Annotated in this window: 18 protein-coding genes and 1 other RNA gene; 8 read left to right on the top strand and 11 right to left on the bottom strand. The window is 54.4% G+C overall.

From position 1 onward, the window contains the following. Positions 1 to 82: 82 nt before the first annotated feature. The 6 genes from gcvH to SGR01S_RS20165 all read right to left on the bottom strand — a co-directional run bounded on the left by gcvH (position 83) and on the right by SGR01S_RS20165 (position 6,674). Positions 83 to 469 carry a glycine cleavage system protein GcvH gene (gcvH, locus tag SGR01S_RS20190; RefSeq protein ID WP_061808409.1) on the bottom strand — a complete coding sequence of 129 codons (387 nt, stop codon included), beginning with the start codon at positions 467 to 469 and terminating at the stop codon, positions 83 to 85. 98 nt (positions 470 to 567) lie between these two features. Then, a complete protein-coding gene (gene gcvT, locus SGR01S_RS20185; protein WP_037418244.1) occupies positions 568 to 1,665 on the bottom strand; it encodes a glycine cleavage system aminomethyltransferase GcvT in 1,098 nt (365 codons plus the stop codon). 582 nt (positions 1,666 to 2,247) lie between these two features. Further along, a complete protein-coding gene (gene ubiI, locus SGR01S_RS20180; RefSeq protein ID WP_061808408.1) occupies positions 2,248 to 3,450 on the bottom strand; it encodes an FAD-dependent 2-octaprenylphenol hydroxylase in 1,203 nt (400 codons plus the stop codon). Between the two features lie 86 nt (positions 3,451 to 3,536). Beyond that, on the bottom strand, positions 3,537 to 4,715 hold the full coding sequence (gene ubiH, locus SGR01S_RS20175; RefSeq protein WP_061808407.1) for a 2-octaprenyl-6-methoxyphenyl hydroxylase: 1,179 nt from the start codon (positions 4,713 to 4,715) through the stop codon (positions 3,537 to 3,539). Between the two features lie 4 nt (positions 4,716 to 4,719). Beyond that, complete coding sequence (gene pepP / locus SGR01S_RS20170) at positions 4,720 to 6,033, bottom strand: Xaa-Pro aminopeptidase (RefSeq protein ID WP_061808406.1); 1,314 nt, start codon at positions 6,031 to 6,033, stop codon at positions 4,720 to 4,722. Between the two features lie 62 nt (positions 6,034 to 6,095). Continuing rightward, positions 6,096 to 6,674 (bottom strand): YecA/YgfB family protein, encoded by a 579-nt coding sequence (locus tag SGR01S_RS20165; protein ID WP_082797647.1) that lies wholly within the window; start codon positions 6,672 to 6,674, stop codon positions 6,096 to 6,098. A 321-nt stretch (positions 6,675 to 6,995) separates the two neighbouring features. Here SGR01S_RS20165 and zapA point away from each other — a divergent pair, with 321 nt between their 5' ends. The 3 genes from zapA to SGR01S_RS20150 all read left to right on the top strand — a co-directional run bounded on the left by zapA (position 6,996) and on the right by SGR01S_RS20150 (position 8,185). Beyond that, on the top strand, positions 6,996 to 7,325 hold the full coding sequence (gene zapA, locus SGR01S_RS20160) for a cell division protein ZapA (protein WP_012146623.1): 330 nt from the start codon (positions 6,996 to 6,998) through the stop codon (positions 7,323 to 7,325). Between the two features lie 41 nt (positions 7,326 to 7,366). Continuing rightward, a non-coding RNA gene (gene ssrS / locus SGR01S_RS20155) (6S RNA) lies at positions 7,367 to 7,549 on the top strand. A 27-nt stretch (positions 7,550 to 7,576) separates the two neighbouring features. After that, positions 7,577 to 8,185, top strand: a complete 609-nt coding sequence (locus SGR01S_RS20150; protein WP_061808405.1) for a 5-formyltetrahydrofolate cyclo-ligase — start codon at positions 7,577 to 7,579, stop codon at positions 8,183 to 8,185. A gap of 44 nt (positions 8,186 to 8,229) precedes the next feature. Here SGR01S_RS20150 and serA read toward each other — a convergent pair whose 3' ends face one another. Beyond that, on the bottom strand, positions 8,230 to 9,468 hold the full coding sequence (serA, locus tag SGR01S_RS20145; protein WP_037418231.1) for a phosphoglycerate dehydrogenase: 1,239 nt from the start codon (positions 9,466 to 9,468) through the stop codon (positions 8,230 to 8,232). A gap of 324 nt (positions 9,469 to 9,792) precedes the next feature. After that, the gene (gene rpiA, locus SGR01S_RS20140) at positions 9,793 to 10,449 is read right to left on the bottom strand and encodes a ribose-5-phosphate isomerase RpiA (protein ID WP_037418229.1); all 657 of its coding nucleotides are present in this window, start codon (positions 10,447 to 10,449) and stop codon (positions 9,793 to 9,795) included. A gap of 203 nt (positions 10,450 to 10,652) precedes the next feature. Here rpiA and SGR01S_RS20135 point away from each other — a divergent pair, with 203 nt between their 5' ends. Next, positions 10,653 to 11,546, top strand: a complete 894-nt coding sequence (locus tag SGR01S_RS20135) for a LysR family transcriptional regulator ArgP (RefSeq protein ID WP_037418226.1) — start codon at positions 10,653 to 10,655, stop codon at positions 11,544 to 11,546. Between the two features lie 343 nt (positions 11,547 to 11,889). On the opposite strand, the gene SGR01S_RS20130 is transcribed toward SGR01S_RS20135, so the two are convergent. The 3 genes from SGR01S_RS20130 to SGR01S_RS20120 form a co-directional block, all read right to left on the bottom strand. Beyond that, positions 11,890 to 12,621 carry an oxidative stress defense protein gene (locus SGR01S_RS20130; protein WP_073963488.1) on the bottom strand — a complete coding sequence of 244 codons (732 nt, stop codon included), beginning with the start codon at positions 12,619 to 12,621 and terminating at the stop codon, positions 11,890 to 11,892. Between the two features lie 122 nt (positions 12,622 to 12,743). Then, the gene (gene argO, locus SGR01S_RS20125; RefSeq protein ID WP_037418224.1) at positions 12,744 to 13,361 is read right to left on the bottom strand and encodes an arginine exporter ArgO; all 618 of its coding nucleotides are present in this window, start codon (positions 13,359 to 13,361) and stop codon (positions 12,744 to 12,746) included. A gap of 121 nt (positions 13,362 to 13,482) precedes the next feature. Further along, the gene (locus SGR01S_RS20120; RefSeq protein WP_037418222.1) at positions 13,483 to 14,301 is read right to left on the bottom strand and encodes an IclR family transcriptional regulator; all 819 of its coding nucleotides are present in this window, start codon (positions 14,299 to 14,301) and stop codon (positions 13,483 to 13,485) included. A 361-nt stretch (positions 14,302 to 14,662) separates the two neighbouring features. Between SGR01S_RS20120 and SGR01S_RS20115 the strand changes: the two genes are divergently transcribed. The 4 genes from SGR01S_RS20115 to SGR01S_RS20100 are packed head-to-tail and all read left to right on the top strand — an operon-like array spanning position 14,663 to position 19,283. Further along, the gene (locus tag SGR01S_RS20115; protein WP_061808404.1) at positions 14,663 to 16,219 is read left to right on the top strand and encodes a sugar ABC transporter ATP-binding protein; all 1,557 of its coding nucleotides are present in this window, start codon (positions 14,663 to 14,665) and stop codon (positions 16,217 to 16,219) included. After that, on the top strand, positions 16,212 to 17,294 hold the full coding sequence (locus SGR01S_RS20110; protein ID WP_061808403.1) for an ABC transporter permease: 1,083 nt from the start codon (positions 16,212 to 16,214) through the stop codon (positions 17,292 to 17,294). The genes SGR01S_RS20115 and SGR01S_RS20110 overlap by 8 nt, the downstream gene beginning before the upstream one ends. 15 nt (positions 17,295 to 17,309) lie before the next feature. Further along, positions 17,310 to 18,410, top strand: a complete 1,101-nt coding sequence (locus SGR01S_RS20105; RefSeq protein WP_061808402.1) for an ABC transporter substrate-binding protein — start codon at positions 17,310 to 17,312, stop codon at positions 18,408 to 18,410. A 12-nt stretch (positions 18,411 to 18,422) separates the two neighbouring features. After that, positions 18,423 to 19,283: an SMP-30/gluconolactonase/LRE family protein gene (locus SGR01S_RS20100; protein ID WP_061808401.1), complete on the top strand. Its 861-nt coding sequence runs from the start codon at positions 18,423 to 18,425 to the stop codon at positions 19,281 to 19,283. The last annotated feature ends 205 nt before the right edge of the window (positions 19,284 to 19,488 follow it).

Genomic DNA, 19,488 nt, shown 5'->3' with positions numbered 1-19,488 from the left:
TCTTACGTGGTACGGGATTACGGGATATAGCTTGATCTATAACTAAAACGCCCCGGCCAAAAGGCCCGGGGCGTTGCAACGGTTACTCGTCGATCGAGGCCCGGTAAGCTGCGGCATCCAGCAGGTTGCCAAGCTCGGCAGGGTCGGAAGCCTTAATGCGGAACAACCAACCTTCGCCGTACGGATCGCTGTTGACCAGCTCCGGAGAGCTCTCCAGCGCATCGTTGGCCGCGATGATTTCACCGCTGATAGGGGCATAAATGTCGGAGGCGGCTTTCACCGACTCGGCAACCGCACAGTCTTCACCAGCGGAAACGGTCGCGCCCACATCTGGCAGGTCGACAAACACCATGTCACCCAGCAGTTCTTGCGCGTGTTCGGTAATGCCTACAACATATTCGCCATTGCCTGCGTCACGCACCCACTCATGGGATGTTGCATACTTCAATTCAGTTGGCACATTGCTCATCGCCCAATACTCCTTCGAAGAAATAATTTCCCTGCGTCTTTCACACCGTAGCGTTGTTGGCTACTGCACAAAATCCTTGGGGAATAACCAATAAAAAGTTAATTAGTCAGCGGCTTGCCGGCACGCACGAATCCAGGCTTGGTGACCTTAACCGGCATTTCGCGGTTGCGGATCTGTACGATAGCCTGTTCGCCAATACCAGCAGGCACGCGAGCCAGGGCAATGCTGAACCCCAGAGTCGGTGAGAATGAACCGCTGGTGATCACCCCTTCTTGCGTTTGGCCTGCTGCATCAGTGAAACGTACTGGCAGCTCATTACGTAATACGCCTTTTTCCGTCATGATCAAGCCGACCAGTTGCTCTGTGCCTAATTCACGCTGTTTTTCCAGCGCGTCGCGGCCAATGAACTGACGATCTTCCGGCTGCCAGGCAATAGTCCAGCCCATATTGGCAGCCAATGGCGAAATACCTTCATCCATCTCTTGCCCGTACAGATTCATGCCCGCTTCCAGACGCAATGTGTCGCGCGCGCCCAGGCCCGCAGGCTTAACGCCAGCAGCCAGCAGTTTCTGCCAGAAATCCACGACCTGCTCTTTTGGCAGCGCAATTTCATAACCCGCTTCGCCGGTATAACCGGTGGTCGCGATAAACAGATCTCCGGCCTGTACGCCGAAGAACGGTTTCATACCTTCAACCGCATTTTTTTGTTCTGGGGTAAATAAGGTACCGGCACGCTCTTTGGCCTGTGGGCCTTGCACCGCAACCAGCGCCAGATCGTCACGCACCGTCAGGGCTACGCCGTACGGAGCTGCATGCTCTTCGATCCAGGCCAGGTCTTTGTCACGCGTGGCGGAGTTCACCACCAGGCGGAAATAATCTTCAGTAAGGAAGTAAACGATCAGGTCGTCGATCACGCCGCCGGACGCATTCAACATGCCGGTATACAGCGCTTTACCAGGCTGAGTGAGCTTGGCGACATCGTTCGCCAGCAGGTAACGCAGGAACTCACGGGTACGGGCGCCGTGCAGATCCACAATGGTCATATGGGAGACATCGAACATACCGGCATCCTGACGCACGGCGTGGTGCTCATCGATCTGGGAGCCGTAATGCAGTGGCATCATCCAGCCATGAAAATCTACCATACGCGCACCGCACGCCACGTGCTGGTCGTACAATGGGGTTTGCTTTGCCATCTTTTCCCTCACTCCACAAATCCCCGTCATAATTCAAGCCGCCTCTTTGTTGGCTGCTCTTCTCACCCGAATCACTTACTTATATAAGCTCATCGTGCTCGATCGGTTGCCGCCGCGTTGCAACTCGAATTATTTAGGGTATTTAACATTACGATGATAGCGCCCAAAGACGGCTAACCGCCGCGACGCAAACGATACCTTTGTTCTGACGTTATCACCGAACGACCACATTAACCATAAGTTAAAATAGGCTTAACGCCGTTCAGGGCCAGTAAAAATCCGGGTTAGTGTGCAGAGTTTTTAACTGTAAAACTGCGCTTTAAGGCACAAAACCAACAATTAAAGCACCAAAAATCCGAAGTTATATAACAAATATACGGCCTGATGCGGGATTTAGACTTTTGATAACTCATTATGGGATTAGAAAAAGTAATGGGAAAATTGACCTGAAATTAGATTATTTCAAATGAAGGGTTATTTAGGAAAAAGCGATGAATATGAGGCGCAGGCCTGCACTGTTGGCAAGTGTGATCATACAAAGATAGGAGACAGAGAGGCCTGACGGCCTCTCTCAGGCTGTCGTCAGGCCAGCCACTCTGGCAGATCGTTCAGGCCCATCGCCTGACGTACCAATTTTGGCTTCACGCCCGGCAGGCTGTCAGCCAACCGTAGTCCAACATCACGCAGGAGTTTCTTCGCGGGATGGTTGCCATCGAACAGCTCGCGGAACCCTTGCATACTGGCCAGCATGACCGCGGCACCGTGCTTACGGCGGCGCTCATAGCGACGCAAATACAGATGCTGACCAATGTCTTTGCCCTGACGTTGCAAACGACGCAGCTCAGCAATCAACTCCGCGGCATCCATAAAGCCCAGGTTGACCCCTTGGCCAGCCAGCGGATGCACGGTATGTGCTGCATCCCCTACCAATGCCAAACGGTGTGCGGCAAAACTACGGGCGTAACGCCCGGTCAACGGGAAGGTCTGACGTTCACTTTCCACGGTACAGGTGCCAAGGCGTAAATCAAACGCCATCGCCAGCTCACGGTTGAACTGCTCTGGTTCCAATTGTTTCAGGCGTTCAGCCTCTTCCGGCGACACTGACCACACGATCGAGCTTAAATGCGGATCGTTGAACGGCAGAAACGCCAGAATGCCATCGCCATGAAACACCTGCCGCGCCGTCGCCAAATGTGGCTCTTCGGTACGGATGGTGGCAACTAACGCATGATGACGGTAGTCCCAGAAGGTCAATGGGATATCAGCATGCTGGCGCAACCAGGAATGGGCACCGTCGGCTCCAATCACTAACCGGGCGGTCAGCATACGGCCATCCTCCAGCGTGATAAAAGCGTCGTTTTCGCCCCAGGCGACTTGTTTAAGCTTCGCCGGAGTGATCAACGTGACATCACTCAAACTCTCCGCCCGCTTCCACAAGGCTTGCTGGATCACTGAGTTTTCAATGATATGGCCGAGGTGGCTGAAGCCACACTCGTCGCCGCGGAAGGCAATCTTGCCGAAGCTGTCGCGATCCCACACTTCCATCGCGTTATAGGCACTGGCACGCAGGTTGAGGATCTCGTCCCACACGCCAATGTGTTGCAGCAAACGCTCGCTCGCGGCGTTGATAGCGGATACACGCAGTGCTGGCTGTGGCTGCGGCGGCGTCATATCTGGCTGCTGATGCTCCAGCACGGCAACACGCAGGCCACTGCCCTGCAAACCGCAGGCCATTGCCAGCCCCACCATACCGCCACCGGCGATAACCACGTCAAATGATTGCATGCTGCTTAATTTCCTTAAATGACTCGCTATGCAGCCATTGCACAGCGATTTGGGCACAGCACGCTGCGCCCTAACTTAGAAACCGCTTAGCGATCTACCCAGCCCAAGGTTCGCTTGGCAAAGGCATCACGCACCGTCGGTAACTGGGCCATCGCCATCAGGCCCAGATTGCGGCCAACCACCAAGGGACCGTAACGATTGGCAAACAACCGGATCAAACCGTCCGTCACACCAATGGTCGCCTGCTGATCTTGATGCCGCCGTTGCTGATAACGGCTCAGCAACGCATAACCGCCAGGGTCTTCCCCAGCATGCTGCGCTTCTGCCAACGTTTCCGCCAGCGACATCACGTCCCGCAGGCCAAGATTGAAGCCCTGACCGGCGATCGGATGCAACGTCTGTGCGGCGTTCCCCACCAGTGCCAGCCGATGGCTGACATGTTGGTTGGCCGTCAGCAGACTGAGCGGATAGCTGTGGCGTTTACCGGCACGAAGGATGCGTCCCAAGCGCCAGCCAAATGCCTGCTGTAATTCACTGATAAAACGCTCATCGTCCCACGCATCGATCTGTTCGCGATCTTCACGCGCGTGGCACCACACCAGAGAACTGCGCCCCTGCGACATGGGTAACAGCGCCAAAGGCCCGTAGCGGGTGAAACGTTCAAAGGCACGCCCCTGCGGATGCTCGGCGGTGGTGACATTGGCTATGGTAGCAAACTGCGGATAGTCACTTTGCTGCCACTGCACATTACAGGCCTGCGCCAGTGCCGAGCGCGACCCATCTGCCGCTACCAGCAGTTTCCCGCTGATACGCTGACCGTTATCCAGCAGCACCTCGGCTTGCTCTGCCGTGCGTACAACATCGACCACTCGGGCCGGACAGTGCAGCGTAACACCTGGCGCCTTGGCCAGCAGCGCAAACAGCCGTTGGCCTGCATCGTGCAGCTCAATCACCTGCCCCAACGCGTCGACCTGATAATCCTCCGCGTGCAAATTAACGAACCCGGCGTGGCCGCGATCGCTAACGTGCACCTGGGTGATGGCCGTCGCACAGTCACGCAACGCAGGCCAAACGCCGATGCGCGTCAACTGCTGACAAGTGCCCTGCGCCAAGGCAATGGCACGGGCGTCAAATCCCGGATGGCTGCGGTCGTCTGGCCGGGTCGCTTCGACCAAATCAACCGCCAATCGTCCCTGAGTAAGTGACGAGATAGCCAGCGCCAACGTTGCGCCCGCCATACCGCCACCAACGATGATTACACTCATGCTATTACCTTGCCGCCGCCATCAGTGCTTCTATGGCGTCAGCGTCTTTCACTACGCTGGCAGTCAGGTTCTCAATGCCGGTCGCGGTGATTAAAATGTCGTCTTCAATACGAATGCCCATGCCACGATATTCCTCTGGCACATCTGCGTCCGGCGCAATATACAGCCCCGGCTCAACAGTCAGCACCATGCCCGGCTCCAGCGTACGGTCACGGTCTGGCGTGCCATAATGGCCGACATCATGCACATCCAGCCCCAGCCAGTGCCCCAGACCATGCATATAGAATTGGCGGTGCGCCTGCTCGGCAATCAACTGCTCCACTTCGCCTTTCAAGATCCCCAGCTCAACCAGCCCGGTAATCATGATACGTACCACTTCGTCGTTCACGACACGGATACTGATACCCGGCTTGAACATCTCCAATGCTCGCGTCAGTGACGCCAGCACGATGTCATACACCGCGCGTTGCGGTCGGCTGAATTTGCCGTTGACCGGGAAGGTACGAGTGATATCACCTGCATAACCTTTATACTCACAGCCTGCGTCGATCAGCACCAGGTCTCCATCGCGCAATTCACTTTCGTTCTCGGTGTAGTGCAGAATGCAGGCGTTCTCACCCCCACCGACGATGGTGTTGTAAGACGGATAGCGGGCGCCGGAGCGGGTGAATTCATGATGAATCTCCGCCTCTAGCTGATATTCGAACATACCGGGACGGCATTTCTGCATCGCACGGGTATGTGCCAATGCACTGATCTCACCAGCGCGGCGCATTATCGCCATCTCTTCCGACGACTTGAACAGACGCATTTCATGCAGCCATGGACGCCAGTCCGTCATAGTCGCCGGTGCCTGCAGGTTTTGGCGGAACCCCTTGCGTAGCTTGTCTAGCGCCGTGAACAGGATCTGATCGGCATAAGCATATTGGCCCTGCGCGTGGTAAACCACGTCCAGACCGTTGAGCAGCAGGGGTAATTGCTCGTTGATTTCATCAAACGACAGCGCACGATCCACGCCCAGTTTCGCCGGGGCAGCATCTTGTCCCAGGCGGCGGCCAAACCAGATTTCTGCCGTCAGATCACGCACCCGGTTAAACAGTACGCTGTGGTTATGCGTCTCGTCGCTCTTCACCAGAATCAACACCGCTTCCGGCTCGTTGAAACCAGTCAGATACCAGAAATCGCTGTTCTGACGGTAAGGGTATTCTGTGTCTGCACTGCGCGTTGCTTCCGGCGCAGAGAAAATAATTGCCGCGCTGGCCGGAGCCATTTTCGCCAACAGCGCCTGACGGCGGCTGTTGAATTCCTGCTGAGTCATCACCTTCTCCTGAAATCAATCTGCCTGTGCTCACGGCCATCTAAGGACGTGAATTCGGATGTTTAGTGCAAGGTCGGCTTGGCATTTTCCGGCGCCGTTGGTTTGCGACGGGTAAATTCGGTATGGCATAAAATGGCGGCAACACGAACATACTCCACCACTTCCTCCAGAGAGTGCTCAAGCTCTTCCTGGTCTTCGTCTTCGTCATAACCGAGCTGGGCGATATTGCGCAGATCGTCGATCGCCTCACCCACTTCGTCTTTCACCTGAGCCAATTTCGGCTGCATCATGCCGAGCCCGAGGAGAAAATGATTCACCCAACCGGCCAGAGCATCCGCGCGGTCGAACACGCTGACCGTTTCGCCTTCCGGCATCATCAGTTGGAACATGAAATCGTCGTCTTCCAACGTTTCACGCGTAATCTCATGAAGTTGCTGCAATGGCAGGCTCAGCGCCTGCGGGAAGGCCACGCCTTCATTCGTCAGATCATAGACCAGCGATTGCCAGCCGGCGTCACGGCTGCCACCGCACAGCAGGCCGCTGATCAGGCCGTGCATTTCTGCTGCGGTTAATGCCACCGCTTGCTGGTTAAGGGCAACGGTCAAAGATTGGTAACTTGGAAATGTATTCTGTATAGACATGCGCATTCGTCATCGTTGGCAGGATAAGTTCGTGTTATGCTACCACCAAGGTCCGTCGCTGTACCAGATAAGCGCGACACCTCAGTGGCTAGTTATAATCGTGATGTGTCAGAACTCACACACTGCCGGCAAGGATCAAAATGACGCTAAATACGCATTTTGAAACCCTTTTTTGACTGGTAATGTCTGTCACAGTAGATTACAACCAGGTACTGAAAAAGGGGTTGTATCTTGGTACCGAGGTATATATAGTGGCGCCCGCTTTGGTTGGCCCGGTAAGGGTAGGCTGGGGCTGGCGCGAAATTTAGGCAGGAAGGTGGCATGTCTGCACAACCAGTAGATATTCAAATTTTTGGTCGCTCTTTAAGAGTCAATTGCCCGCCAGAACAACAAGATGCGTTGAACATGGCAGCGGTCGATCTTAACGAACGGTTGCAAGATCTTAAAGTTCGCACTAGAGTCACAAATACTGAGCAGCTCGTTTTCATCGCAGCATTGAACGTTTGTCACGAACTTGCTCAAGAACGGTTGAAAACCCGTGATTATGCGTCCAATATGGAACAACGCATTCGTATGCTGCAACAGACCATTGAACAAGCGTTGCTTGAACAAGGTCGCATCTCTGAACGTCAGGATGCACAATTCGAATAACTTAAGTTGCTGAAATCCAAGGTTTCGGCAACGAGTAAAAAATTTCTCTGAGATGTTCGCCAGCGGGCCAGTCCCCTGAGCCGATATTTAGTACCAACAGAATGTGATGATCCGCGATCGGTGTGCATGCTCGGCCCGCCGAGAAGCCTTAAGATTGCGACAGCACGTTCACCTTGAACCATGGGTTCAAGGGTTACAGCCTGCGACGGCATCTCGGAGATTCCCCTTCCTCAGCGGTATGTGTGCTGACTATGTCTTTTCAAGCCCTATATGCCCAACAGCGGCAAGATATCCGACATCAAATCCGCCAGCGTCGACGCGCTTTAACGCCTGAACAACAACACACCTTTGCATTGCAGACAGCTGAACGCATTGTGGTACATCCACGTATTCTGGCAGCACAAAGCATTGCGGTATTTTTGTCGTTTGATGGCGAGCTAGACACCCGCCCGCTGATTGAACGGCTATGGCGACAAGGTTTGCATGTTTACCTGCCGGTCTTGCATCCATTTAGCCCAGGGAATCTGTTATTTCTGCGCTATACCCCGGAAACACCACTGATTAGCAACCGCTTCAATATCCTTGAGCCACAGCTCGATGTGCGTAACGTCGTGCCGGTAGGGTCACTCGACGTGGTGTTGACGCCATTGGTGGCGTTTGACAGCTCGGGCCAACGTTTAGGTATGGGCGGCGGTTTTTACGACCGTACTCTGCGAAATTGGCAACAACTCGGTCCCTACCCGATCGGATTGGCGCATGATTGCCAACAAGTGGAACAAATACCGGCGGAACATTGGGATATCCCGCTGCCGGAGATCGTGACCCCGTCGCAGAATTGGGTTTGGCAGATAGCTAAATAGCAAAAGGCCGGAGTAATCCGGCCTTTTTGTCACAACGCTTTCAATCAGAGCAGCAAGCGAGCACGGATGGTGCCGGCAATCGCCTTCATACGTTGCAGTGCAGCGTCGGCACGTTCAGTTTCTGCGTCAATGTCGATGACCACATAACCGATTTCCGGGCCAGTTTGCAGATACTGCGCAGCAATGTTCACCCCTTCTTCCGCGAAAATCTGGTTAATTTGCGTCAGTATGCCAGGGCGGTTTTCATGAATATGCAGCAAGCGGCTTGCGTTAGCACTGTGTGCAGGCAGCGACACTTCCGGGAAGTTGACCGCAGACAGTGTCGACCCGTTGTCGGAGTATTTCGCCAGTTTGCCAGCCACTTCATCACCGATATTTTCCTGCGCTTCCTGCGTAGAACCACCAATGTGCGGGGTCAGAATCACATTATCGAACTCGCACAGCGGTGAGTTAAACGGCTCGCTGTTAGTTGCAGGCTCTTCCGGGAATACGTCGATCGCCGCGCCGGCTAAATGTTTGCTGGCCAGTACGTTACACAGCGCAGGGATATCAACCACAGTGCCGCGTGAGGCGTTGATCAGAATAGAACCAGGCTTCATTAGCGCCAACTCTTCTGCGCCCATCATGTTCTTGGTCGACAGGGTTTCCGGCACGTGCAGCGTCACCACATCGCTCATGTTGAGCAGATCAGACAGGTGACGTACCTGCTGGGCATTGCCTAATGGCAGCTTGTTCTCAATATCGTAAAAGAACACTTTCATGCCCAAGCCTTCGGCCAGAATGCCCAACTGGGTGCCGATATGGCCGTAGCCAATAATCCCCAACTTCTTGCCGCGTGCCTCAAACGAGCCAACGGCCAGTTTCTGCCATTCACCGCGGTGCGCCTTGGCGTTAGCGGACGGAATACCACGCAACAGCAGCAGCAGTTCGCCCAGCACCATTTCGGCCACGGATCGGGTATTAGAGAAAGGTGCGTTAAACACCGGAACGCCGCGTTTGGTCGCCGCCTTCAGATCAACCTGGTTAGTACCGATACAGAAACAGCCCACCGCCACCAGCTTTTCTGCAGCAGCGAAAACCTCTTCGGTCAGATGCGTACGCGATCGGATGCCGACGAAGTGAGCATCGCGAATGGATGCCTTAAGCGATTCGGTGTCTAACGCACCTTTGTGATATTCAATGTTGGTATATCCGGCTGCCAGCAGATTATCTACCGTGCTCTGATGAACCCCTTCCACCAACAGGAATTTAATCCTGTCTTTCTCCAATGATACTTTTGCCATTTACCCGACCCTATGTTCAGACTTCAGAAGCGGCTGTTGTTAAACAGCACCCATCCAACATAACAAAAATAACGCAGGCGGCAATACAAACGATTGCCCGCCCGTCAGTACAAGGCTCAGCGTTGTCGGTGGTTTCTGGCAGAAAATGCCAAAGGGAAAGAATTAGACAGGAGCTTCGTGGAGCTAACGCCCGTAATGTGACATATGTCACCAAATTTAGCGCTTTTAATAAAAGATGTTTTAGCCAGTGAATTATGCGGTCCGGTAGGATCCAAGACCGCATACAAAGGGGCGATGCAGGGGACGCCCCAAAGGCACCTTCGGTTATTGGACGACCTTCACACCCTCAGGTGTCCCAACCAGCGCCACATCAGCACCACGGTTGGCGAACAGACCGACGGTGACAACACCAGCGATACCGTTAATTTTGTTTTCTAACGCAATGGCATCGACGATGCTCAGGTTATGTACATCGAGGATCACGTTGCCGTTATCGGTCAACACATTCTGGCGATACTCCGGCAGACCGCCCAGTTTCACCAGCTCACGTGCGACGTAGGAACGCGCCATCGGGATCACTTCCACCGGCAACGGGAATTTACCCAGCACGTCGACCTGTTTGGTCGAATCGACGATACAAATAAACTTGCGCGCAATGGCGGCAATGATTTTTTCACGCGTCAGCGCAGCACCGCCGCCTTTGATCATCTGCATCTGGCGGTTGATTTCATCCGCACCGTCGACATAGATATCCAGTGAATCTACTTCATTGCTGTCGAACACGTGGATTCCAAGGCTTTTCAACTTGGCCGTGGACGCGTCAGAGCTGGACACCGCCCCTTCAATTTGGTGCTTGATCGAGCCGAGCGCATCAATAAAATGGGCGGCGGTCGAGCCAGTGCCAACACCGACGATGGTGCCTGGGGTAACGTAATCCAACGCTGCCCAGCCAACCGCTTTTTTCAGTTCATCCTGCGTCATAATATGTCCCTTGCCTCTGTACGAAAACGTGTGCGTATTATAGGGTAAATCACTCTTTTTCACTCAGGCAGGATCACACTTCTTTGCCTTAAGCCGCATTTTTAGGCGCATCGCGGCAATATAGCCCGATGATTTTCCACCTGTAAAACACCAGAGATGTGGCATAGTGCCTATATCAATTTACTTTAAGGGATATCTTTCCGATGAAACGCCCAGACTATCGAACGCTACAAGCGCTGGACGCGGTGATCCGTGAGCGTGGCTTTGAGCGCGCCGCGCAAAAACTTTGTATCACCCAATCGGCAGTATCCCAGCGCATCAAGCAGTTGGAAAACCTGTTCGGCCAACCGCTGTTGGTGCGCACCGTGCCACCACGACCGACCGAACAGGGCCAGAAACTGTTGGCGTTGCTGCATCAGGTTGAGTTACTGGAAGAAGAATGGCTGGGTAACGACACCGGCATTGATACGCCGCTGCTGCTGTCGCTGGCGGTCAACGCCGACAGCCTGGCGACCTGGCTGCTGCCGGCCCTAAAACCGGTACTGACCGACTCCCCTATCCGTCTCAATCTCCAGGTAGAAGACGAAACACGTACTCAGGAACGACTGCGGCGCGGCGAAGTGGTGGGCGCAGTGAGTATTCAGCCACAGCCGCTGCCAAGCTGTCTGGTAGATCAACTGGGTGCACTGGATTATCTGTTTGTCGCCTCAAAAGGCTTTGCCGAGCGTTACTTCCCGAATGGCGTTACGCGCTCCGCGCTGCTAAAAGCGCCTGCGGTCGCGTTCGATCATCTCGACGATATGCATCAGGCCTTCCTACAGCAAAACTTTGATCTGTCGCCGGGCAGCGTCCCCTGCCATATCGTGAACTCATCGGAAGCCTTCGTGCAGCTGGCACGCCAGGGCACCACCTGCTGCATGATTCCGCATCTGCAGATTGAGAAAGAGTTGGATTCAGGCGAGCTTATCGATCTGACACCGGGCTTGTTCCAGCGCCGCATGCTGTTCTGGCACCGCTTCGCGCCGGAAAGCCGCATGATGCGTAAAGTGACAGATGCCCTGCTTGAGCACGGCCGCCAGGTTCTGCGCCAGGACTAAAATAGAAAAGGTTGTGCGGTTATTTCATGGTAGGGGCGCAGCATGCTGCGCCCTATTGCATAATCAATAGGTCAAATCAGGTCGAACATGTTCGACCCCTACAGGTTTAGCCCTTACGCGGCTTAATCCGTCGTCTGAAAAACCAATCTTATACCCTAAATAATTGGAGTTGCATCACAACAAAACCACAGTTTTGTTGAACAGCGCTTGCGCTGGCCCCAACGGGGCGAGGCTTTGCCGAGTAACGCGGCCAAGGCAGGAGTCCCCAGGAGCTTACTCAAGTAAGTGACTGGGGTGACTGCCTGTAGCCAACACAGATGCTGCTTCAAGTATAACGGGTATATTATTGTGCTGCGTTACGCTGCAGCTCAAACACCACATCCACCTGATCATCAAAGTGAATGCTCTGCTGTTCGTAGGTTTGCGCTGCGTCAGATTCCGCTGCTGCCCCCGCAGATTTATACATACGCGCTACTGGCATCGGCTGGTAGTTAGCGACATGGTAACGAATGCTGTAAACCGGCCCCAGTTTAGCGTTAAAGCCTTTTGCCAATGAAGCTGCCTGTTGCGTCGCGTTCTCGATAGCTTTTTGACGTGCTTGCTCGCGGTACACATCCGGTTTTGCCACACCCAATTCCACGGCGCGGATCTCATTCAGGCCAGATTTCAGTGCACCGTCCAGCAGCTCATTCAACTTATCCAACTGACGTAGCGTCACCTGTACCTGGCGTACCGCACGGTAGCCTTTCAGCACTGACTCACCGGTTTTCAGGTAATCATATTCTGGCTGAGTACGCAGGTTAGCAGCACTGATGTCTTTCTTTTCAATGTTGTTTTTTTGCAGGAAATCAAAGTACTGCGCGACACGCTCATCGACCTGCTTTTTCGCCTGTGCAGCGTCTTTGGAGGATACGCTGACCTCGATCGCCAGAGTGGCGATGTCTGGTGTCGCATCAACGCTAGATGTGCCTGAGGTCACCACGTGCGGCCCTTCCGGCACTTCAGCCGCTTGCAGCGCCAGAGGTAATGTCCCTAATCCAATCATTGCGGCCATAGCCAATGCTTTAAGCTTCACAGTGTCTCCTTGATGACAGGCTGTAACTGATTACCGACCTTTCTCTACCGAGAGCAGCCGGTTCCTTGGCATCAAACGTAGCATAACGCACGGGCTTTTGAATTCGGATTAGTGACAAATTCTTATAAACTTGCCCCCTGCCAGGCCAACTGCAAGGCGATGCCCCACATCACCACGCCGACCAGCGTATTGATGACACGTTGCGCCATTTGAGTTTTCAGCCACGGTGCCAGCCAAGAGGCCAGCAACGCCAGCGCGAAAAACCAAACGATGGAAGCACTCACCGCCCCCAGTGCAAACCAGGAACGCACATCCGGGGCCAGTTGTCCCCCCAGGCTGCCCAGCACAACAAAAGTATCAAGGTAAACATGCGGGTTCAGCCAGGTCACTGCCAACATGGTGACCACCAGTCGCCAACGGCTCTGCTTCAACTCCTCCGCCGTCGCCAGCGTCAAGTGACGACTGAATGCGGTGCGAAATGCGCCCCAGCCGTACCATAAAAGAAAAGCCACACCGCCCCAGGTGACCAATGCCAGCAGCAACGGCGAACGGCTCAGTAAGGCGCTACCGCCAAAAATACCGCCGCAGATCAACACAATGTCGCTCAATGCGCACAGTGACGCGATCATCAGATGATACTGACGGCGTATCCCCTGATTCATCACAAAAACGTTTTGCGGGCCCAGCGGCAGGATCATCGCCGCGCTCAGGGCAAAACCCTGCAAAAAGACAGCTAACATGGAATTCCTCACAGAAAAAAACGCCATTCAGCGGCGCGTGTCGGTCAACACGCGCATCATATGAGGAAAAAATTATTAGGTGAAATTGATATTTCTAATCAACTATCAGAAATACTAATACCTAGGCAGGAATGACAAACCCCAGCTCTTGAGAAATGCGTTGGGCGGTCGCCAACACGGGTTTAATCAAGGCATTAACACCAATCTGTTGCAGTTTGGCGGTGGGTAACGAAACGGATACGGCGTAGGGAACCCGTTGCTGGATATCGAACACCGGTGCCGCCACGCAGGATACACCCAGCTCATTCTCTTCACGATCCATTGCCATGCCGCGCAGACGAATATCGGCCAGTTCGTCATACATCTTTGGCAGTTCGGTGATGGTATTGCGCGTTAGCGTCTGGATTTCATGCTGATGTGTCTGCCAATAGTGATCGGGATAATCACTGTTGCCGTAGGCCATAAAAATCTTGCCCATCGCCGAGCAATACAGCGGCATATGCTGGCCAATATAGGCACGGGTACGCATCATGCCAGTCGTCGGCTCCAGCTTGTAGATCAAAATGACATGATCATCTTCGCGGCTGGAGAAGTTTACCGTCTCCCCGACTTCCAGATTGAGCTGTTCCAGATGGGGCGCAGCAACATGGATGATATTCAGCGAAGAAAGCGCCTTTTGCCCGACAGAAATAAACTTGGTGGTCAGTCGATAACTGCCGGGCGAAGGTGCCTGGGTGACATAACCGCTGGTATGCAGCCCTTGCAGCAAACGATGGACAGTGCTTTTGTTCATGCCGGCCAGCTCAGACAGGTGCGCCAGTGGGCAGCCGTTAGGGAAGTTGCTCAGGATCTCAATCAGTTGCAAACCACGGAACAGGCTTTGGCTGCCCAAGGGTTTGTCTTTCTTGTCATCTTTCTCGTCGACAGCTTTCAGGCTCATAGCGCAATTTCTCCAGTATCGAGCCGCCAGCCAACGCCACGGCGTAGTAAACGGGCTCTTTGCCAAGAATGTTACCCCAAGGCCCGCATCAGGTGAAGACGGAACGCCGTTTCATTGTCCGTAGCGGGTTAAAAATGCGCAACATTTCGCTAACTTCCGAAGTGAGTTATACGTCACAATTCCGCAAAGAGATAAATAACCATTTGTTTTAAAACAATAATTAAAACACCTCTGGCTTTGCTTTAGATCGGCGTTCGGCATATTATTTTTGAAATTGAATTTCGCATGTTGAAATTTAATGATGATATAAACACCAATTCGCACACGCCGATCGCGTATGCAGGCACCAGGGGCGCATCACATGACAACACCAGATAATGCGGAACAACCCATCCTTACCCTCAGCCATATTGTTAAACGCTTTGGCGGCAACGTCGCCGTGAATGACGTGAGCCTGCAGGTGATGCCAGGTGAAGTGCTGGCCCTGCTGGGCGAAAATGGCGCAGGCAAATCGACACTGATCAAAGTGCTGGCCGGGGTTTACCCACGCGATAGCGGCGACATCCAGTTTCAAGGGGCCAGCATAGCCTCCGCCGCAGCGATAAAAAGTGACAGCCGCCAGCCTATTGCCTTTATTCATCAGGATCTTGGGCTGATCGAATGGATGACGGTAGCGGAAAACATGGCGATGGTGATGGGTTTTCCACGCCGCTTCGGCCTGATCGACTGGCGTGCTATCCGCCGCAGTGCTGTTCAGGCACTTCAGGATGTCGGCATAGCGTTGGATCCCGATGCCAGAGTATTCGAACTGTCGCGCACTGAAAAATCGTTGCTGGCGATAGCCCGTGCCGTGGCGGTTAACGCCGAACTGCTGGTGCTGGATGAACCCACCGCCTCGCTGCCCGCCAACGACGTACGCCACTTGTTCGCAGTGATTAACCGGCTGCGTGACAAAAAGGTCGGCATGATTTACGTCACCCACCGACTGGACGAAGTGATCGAAATTGCCGACCGGGTCTGTGTCATGCGTGACGGGCGCTACGTAGCAGGTGGTAATACCGCCGACTACTCACTGCGTGATCTGGTGCAGATGATCGTAGGTGAAGCCATGGCGGACGATCAGCGCGAACCCTTGCCAGAAAATCGACCACCTGTATTGCAGCTCAATAAGGTAACGGTGGGCGATATCGGCCCGGTCAGCTTCAATCTGCAACCTGGCGAAATGTTGGCACTGGCAGGCCTACGCGGCGCCGGGCAGGAAGAAATTGGCCGGTTGCTGTTCGGCCTGCGCCACGCTGATGAGGGCGAAATCCGTTTTCGCGACCAAAGCTACACCGCCAGAAGCCCCCAACAAGCCATGGCTTGCGGCGTATCGCTGGTCGCGGGCGATCGCACCGGCGAGAGCCTGGTGATGTCGATGAGCGTGCGTGAAAACCTGTTTATCAACCCCTGTGCCAGCGGCCACAAGCTGCTGTCACGCTACAGTCGCCGGGCCGAGATCGGCGCCAGCTGGTGGAAAGTACAATTGTTCGACGTGCGACCCAAGGACGTCAATATCGATATCAGCGCCCTGTCCGGCGGTAACCAACAAAAGGTAGTGATGGCGCGCTGGATGCACCTGGGCGCTCCGTTGCTGATCCTGGAAGACCCTACTGCTGGCGTAGACGTTGGTGCACGGGCTGAAATCTATCATCTGTTAAATAAATCCCTGGAGGAAGGCGTGGCTGTATTGGTGATCTCCAACGACTTTGAGGAGATCGCCCATATCTGCAACCGCGCACTGGTGTTTAACCGGGGAAAAGTAGTCGGCGAGCTGAAAAATCAGCAGGTGTCATTCGCCAATTTATTGGAACTGGCTTCTGCCAGCGCCGGGGAAACGCTCGTGACAACGTTAGAATCTGAGGTGGGCCATGTCTAAAACATCGGTTAAATCAACAGCACTGGAGCAAAGAGTCAGCCTGTCACAAGACGGTACCGGCCCGTGGCTGATGCAGATCCTTACCCGCTACGGCCTGCTGCTGCTGTGCATTGCGCTGGTGATCTTGTTTTCACTGATAACACCGTCGTTCGCGTCGATGCTAACACTGCAAGCGATCCTCTCCAGTAAGGCCAAGATCGCTCTGTTGGCACTGGCGGCAACCATCCCGATGATCGTCGGGAAAATTGACCTTAATGTCGGCTTCGGCATCGTGCTGTGGCATATCCTGGCTATTACATTACAGGTGGAATACGGTTTTTCATGGCAGATGGCGGTGCTAACCGTACTCGCGATCTCTGCGTTGTACGGCCTGTTGAACGGGATTCTGGTCGCACTGGCGGATATTGACAGCTTTGTTGCGACTCTTGGATCCGGCACCGTGCTGTATGCCATAGCCCTGTGGCATTCCGGCGGCCGGCAGATCGTCGGCGATCTACCCGACGCCTTTATCGCTCTGCACCATACCGAGATCGGCGGGATCCCGATCGTGGCATTCTACGTACTGATCGTCGCCATCGTACTGTGGTTGATCACTGAACACACTCCGCTGGGTCGTTGTATGTACGCTGTCGGTGGCAACCCGGCAGCAGCGCGGCTGAACGGTATTTCGGTCAATCGCTTTACTATCGGTGCCTTTATTGCCTCCAGCGTACTGACCGGTTTTAGCGGTGTACTGATCGCCGCCGAACAGGGCGTGGGTCAAGCCAGCGTCGGTATGGATTACCTGTTACCGGCGCTGGTCGGCGCTTTCCTCGGTAGCACCACCATCCGCCCCGGTCGGGTTAACGTCTGGGGTACCGTGGTCGGTATCGCCATTCTTGCCATCGGCATTGCCGGTATTCAGCAGTTCGGCGGTGAATTCTGGGTCGAACCGCTGTTCAACGGCGCAACACTGCTGCTGTCCATCACTCTGGCGGGCTATGCCCAGCGCCGCCGGTTGCTCAACCAAAAAGCGGTACAACGCACTCCAGCCACCACGGCTGATAAAAATAACCCAAAAGCGATCAATCCTTAACCAGGAGCTCACCGAATGAAACGTCTTTGGATATTACCCACAACCCTGCTGCTGGCCAGCACCGTCTCCCCCGCCTGGGCCGATGCCTATCTCGAGCAGGCCACGGCGGCCGTTGCCAAAGCCACCGCCAGCGTAACCCAGTGGGATGGCCCCACCAGCGGGCCAAAATTGCAGGTCAATAAGAAAATCATCTTTATTGCATCAGACATGAAAAACGGCGGTGTGCAGGGAGTGCAGGAAGGACTAAGTGAAGCAGCAAAAGCGGCCGGGTGGAAACTGGAAACCCTGGATGGCGGCGGCTCGGTGAAAGATCAGCTGGCGTCGCTGAATCAGGCAATCGCCCAGAAACCGGATGGCATCGTGATCGGTGGTTGGAACCCCAACGTGGCCAAGATCCCGCTGAAAAAGGCTATTCAGCAGGGCATCATACTCACCGCCTGGCACGCAGTACCGGAACCGGGGCCGATCGCCAAATATAACGTGTTTTATAACGTCACTTCTGACTCCAACGACGTGGCACGTATTGCTGCCCAATATGCCGTTGTCCAGTCCGGCGGTAAGGCCAATGTGTTGATCTTTACCGATTCGCTATACCAAATCGCGCTGGACAAGGCCAACGTGATGAAAGAGGAAATCGGTAAATGCAGCGGTTGTAAGGTGATCGAGTTTATCGACACCCCGCTGGCGGATACCGCCAACCGTATGCCGGCCATGACCTTCAGCTTGCTGCAAAAATACGGCGATCAGTTCCAGTACGCACTGGCCATTAACGATCTGTATTTTGATTTTATGGCGCCCGCCCTGAAAACTGCCGGTAAAGGCGGCAAAAATGCCCCCTACAGTATTTCTGCTGGTGATGGCTCTATTTCCGCCTATCAACGCATCCGCTCCGGCGGCAGCCAGTCAGCCACGGTGCCGGAACCGCTCAAATTGCACGGCTGGCAACTGCTGGATGAATTTAACCGCGCCTTTGCCAAGCAACCGCCTTCCGGTTATGTCACTCCGGCGCATCTGGTAACCCGCGACAATATTACTGCCGATGGTGGCAGCAACAACCTGTATGACCCGCAGAATGATTATCAAGGTCACTACAAAGCCATCTGGGGTGTGAAGTAAGCGGAGGTCAGCATGAATGAACTGATGGCAGACCATCAGCTTGAACGCCTGTGCTCACCGGCCATCTGGGCCGAGGGGCCGGTGTGGCTGCCGCAACAGGATGCCGTGGTGTTCAGCGATGTGAAGGGCAACCGCATGTTCCGCTGGTCGCGACAGGGGGAGCTCAGCCTTTGGCGCTCCCCGTCTCACTATGCCAACGGCAATGCACGTGATGCTGAAGGCCGAGTGATCAGTTGCGAGCACGGTCGGCGCGGCATCAGCCGAACCGACCATAACGGCGAAGTGCAGATGCTGATCGATCGGGTCGACGGCAAGCGTTTCAACTCCCCCAATGATCTGGCGGTGCGTTCCGACGGCACAATCTGGTTTACCGATCCCCCCTACGGCATTACCGGTGACGAAGAGGGCTATAAGTCGGAAAGCCAGGTGATTGGCTGCTACCTCTACTGCTTTGATCCGCGTGACGGCTCACTGAACATTGCCGCCAGTGATCTACAGCGACCAAATGGCCTGGCGTTCTCACCGGATGAGTCTCTGCTGTATGTGGCAGACATGTCGATTGTCGACTTCCCCACGCTTGGACGCAGTGAACTGCGAGTGTATTCGGTCAACGGGCGTGAACTGGATGCCGGTCGGCGCTTTACCTGCGTGACACCAGGCTTCCCGGACGGCTTCTGTGTCGATAAAGCCGGTAATTTGTTTTGCAGCTGTGCAGAAGGAGTGCTGATCTTCGACAGCCAAGGAAAACAGCTCGGTAAGATTGAGGTGCCAGAACGCGTCTCTAACTGCACTTTCGGCGGGCCGGGCGGTAATGAGTTGTACATTACCGCCACCACTTCGTTATACCGCATCGTACTGAATACTCGCGGATAACGGGGAAAATGATGTTCGCAGAGCGGGCCTGTTCCGCTCTGCTTTGCCACGTCTGAAGCACGCCAACGGCCCAAAACGTGCCGTCGATCACAAATTCATCAAGTTAATTTAACACACTGTTTTATATAAATAACTTTCTCTCCCGTCGCTTTGACTTCGTTTAAACGCAGGTATAGCATTTATTTGAAATGCGATTTCGCATAAT

Origin of the sequence: Serratia grimesii NBRC 13537 (assembly GCF_001590905.1) — a bacterium.
Classification (GTDB): domain Bacteria; phylum Pseudomonadota; class Gammaproteobacteria; order Enterobacterales; family Enterobacteriaceae; genus Serratia; species Serratia grimesii.
This window is presented reverse-complemented; position numbering and strand designations above follow the sequence as displayed.

What these genes read in the sequence shown, in the direction of transcription:
- gcvH (WP_061808409.1), bottom strand. Translation starts at nt 469, where the DNA reads ATGAGCAATGTGCCAACTGAATTGAAGTATGCAACATCCCATGAGTGG.
- gcvT (WP_037418244.1), bottom strand. Translation starts at nt 1,665, where the DNA reads ATGGCAAAGCAAACCCCATTGTACGACCAGCACGTGGCGTGCGGTGCG.
- ubiI (WP_061808408.1), bottom strand. Translation starts at nt 3,450, where the DNA reads ATGCAATCATTTGACGTGGTTATCGCCGGTGGCGGTATGGTGGGGCTG.
- ubiH (WP_061808407.1), bottom strand. Translation starts at nt 4,715, where the DNA reads ATGAGTGTAATCATCGTTGGTGGCGGTATGGCGGGCGCAACGTTGGCG.
- pepP (WP_061808406.1), bottom strand. Translation starts at nt 6,033, where the DNA reads ATGACTCAGCAGGAATTCAACAGCCGCCGTCAGGCGCTGTTGGCGAAA.
- SGR01S_RS20165 (WP_082797647.1), bottom strand. Translation starts at nt 6,674, where the DNA reads ATGTCTATACAGAATACATTTCCAAGTTACCAATCTTTGACCGTTGCC.
- zapA (WP_012146623.1), top strand. Translation starts at nt 6,996, where the DNA reads ATGTCTGCACAACCAGTAGATATTCAAATTTTTGGTCGCTCTTTAAGA.
- SGR01S_RS20150 (WP_061808405.1), top strand. Translation starts at nt 7,577, where the DNA reads ATGTCTTTTCAAGCCCTATATGCCCAACAGCGGCAAGATATCCGACAT.
- serA (WP_037418231.1), bottom strand. Translation starts at nt 9,468, where the DNA reads ATGGCAAAAGTATCATTGGAGAAAGACAGGATTAAATTCCTGTTGGTG.
- rpiA (WP_037418229.1), bottom strand. Translation starts at nt 10,449, where the DNA reads ATGACGCAGGATGAACTGAAAAAAGCGGTTGGCTGGGCAGCGTTGGAT.
- SGR01S_RS20135 (WP_037418226.1), top strand. Translation starts at nt 10,653, where the DNA reads ATGAAACGCCCAGACTATCGAACGCTACAAGCGCTGGACGCGGTGATC.
- argO (WP_037418224.1), bottom strand. Translation starts at nt 13,361, where the DNA reads ATGTTAGCTGTCTTTTTGCAGGGTTTTGCCCTGAGCGCGGCGATGATC.
- SGR01S_RS20120 (WP_037418222.1), bottom strand. Translation starts at nt 14,301, where the DNA reads ATGAGCCTGAAAGCTGTCGACGAGAAAGATGACAAGAAAGACAAACCC.
- SGR01S_RS20115 (WP_061808404.1), top strand. Translation starts at nt 14,663, where the DNA reads ATGACAACACCAGATAATGCGGAACAACCCATCCTTACCCTCAGCCAT.
- SGR01S_RS20110 (WP_061808403.1), top strand. Translation starts at nt 16,212, where the DNA reads ATGTCTAAAACATCGGTTAAATCAACAGCACTGGAGCAAAGAGTCAGC.
- SGR01S_RS20105 (WP_061808402.1), top strand. Translation starts at nt 17,310, where the DNA reads ATGAAACGTCTTTGGATATTACCCACAACCCTGCTGCTGGCCAGCACC.
- SGR01S_RS20100 (WP_061808401.1), top strand. Translation starts at nt 18,423, where the DNA reads ATGAATGAACTGATGGCAGACCATCAGCTTGAACGCCTGTGCTCACCG.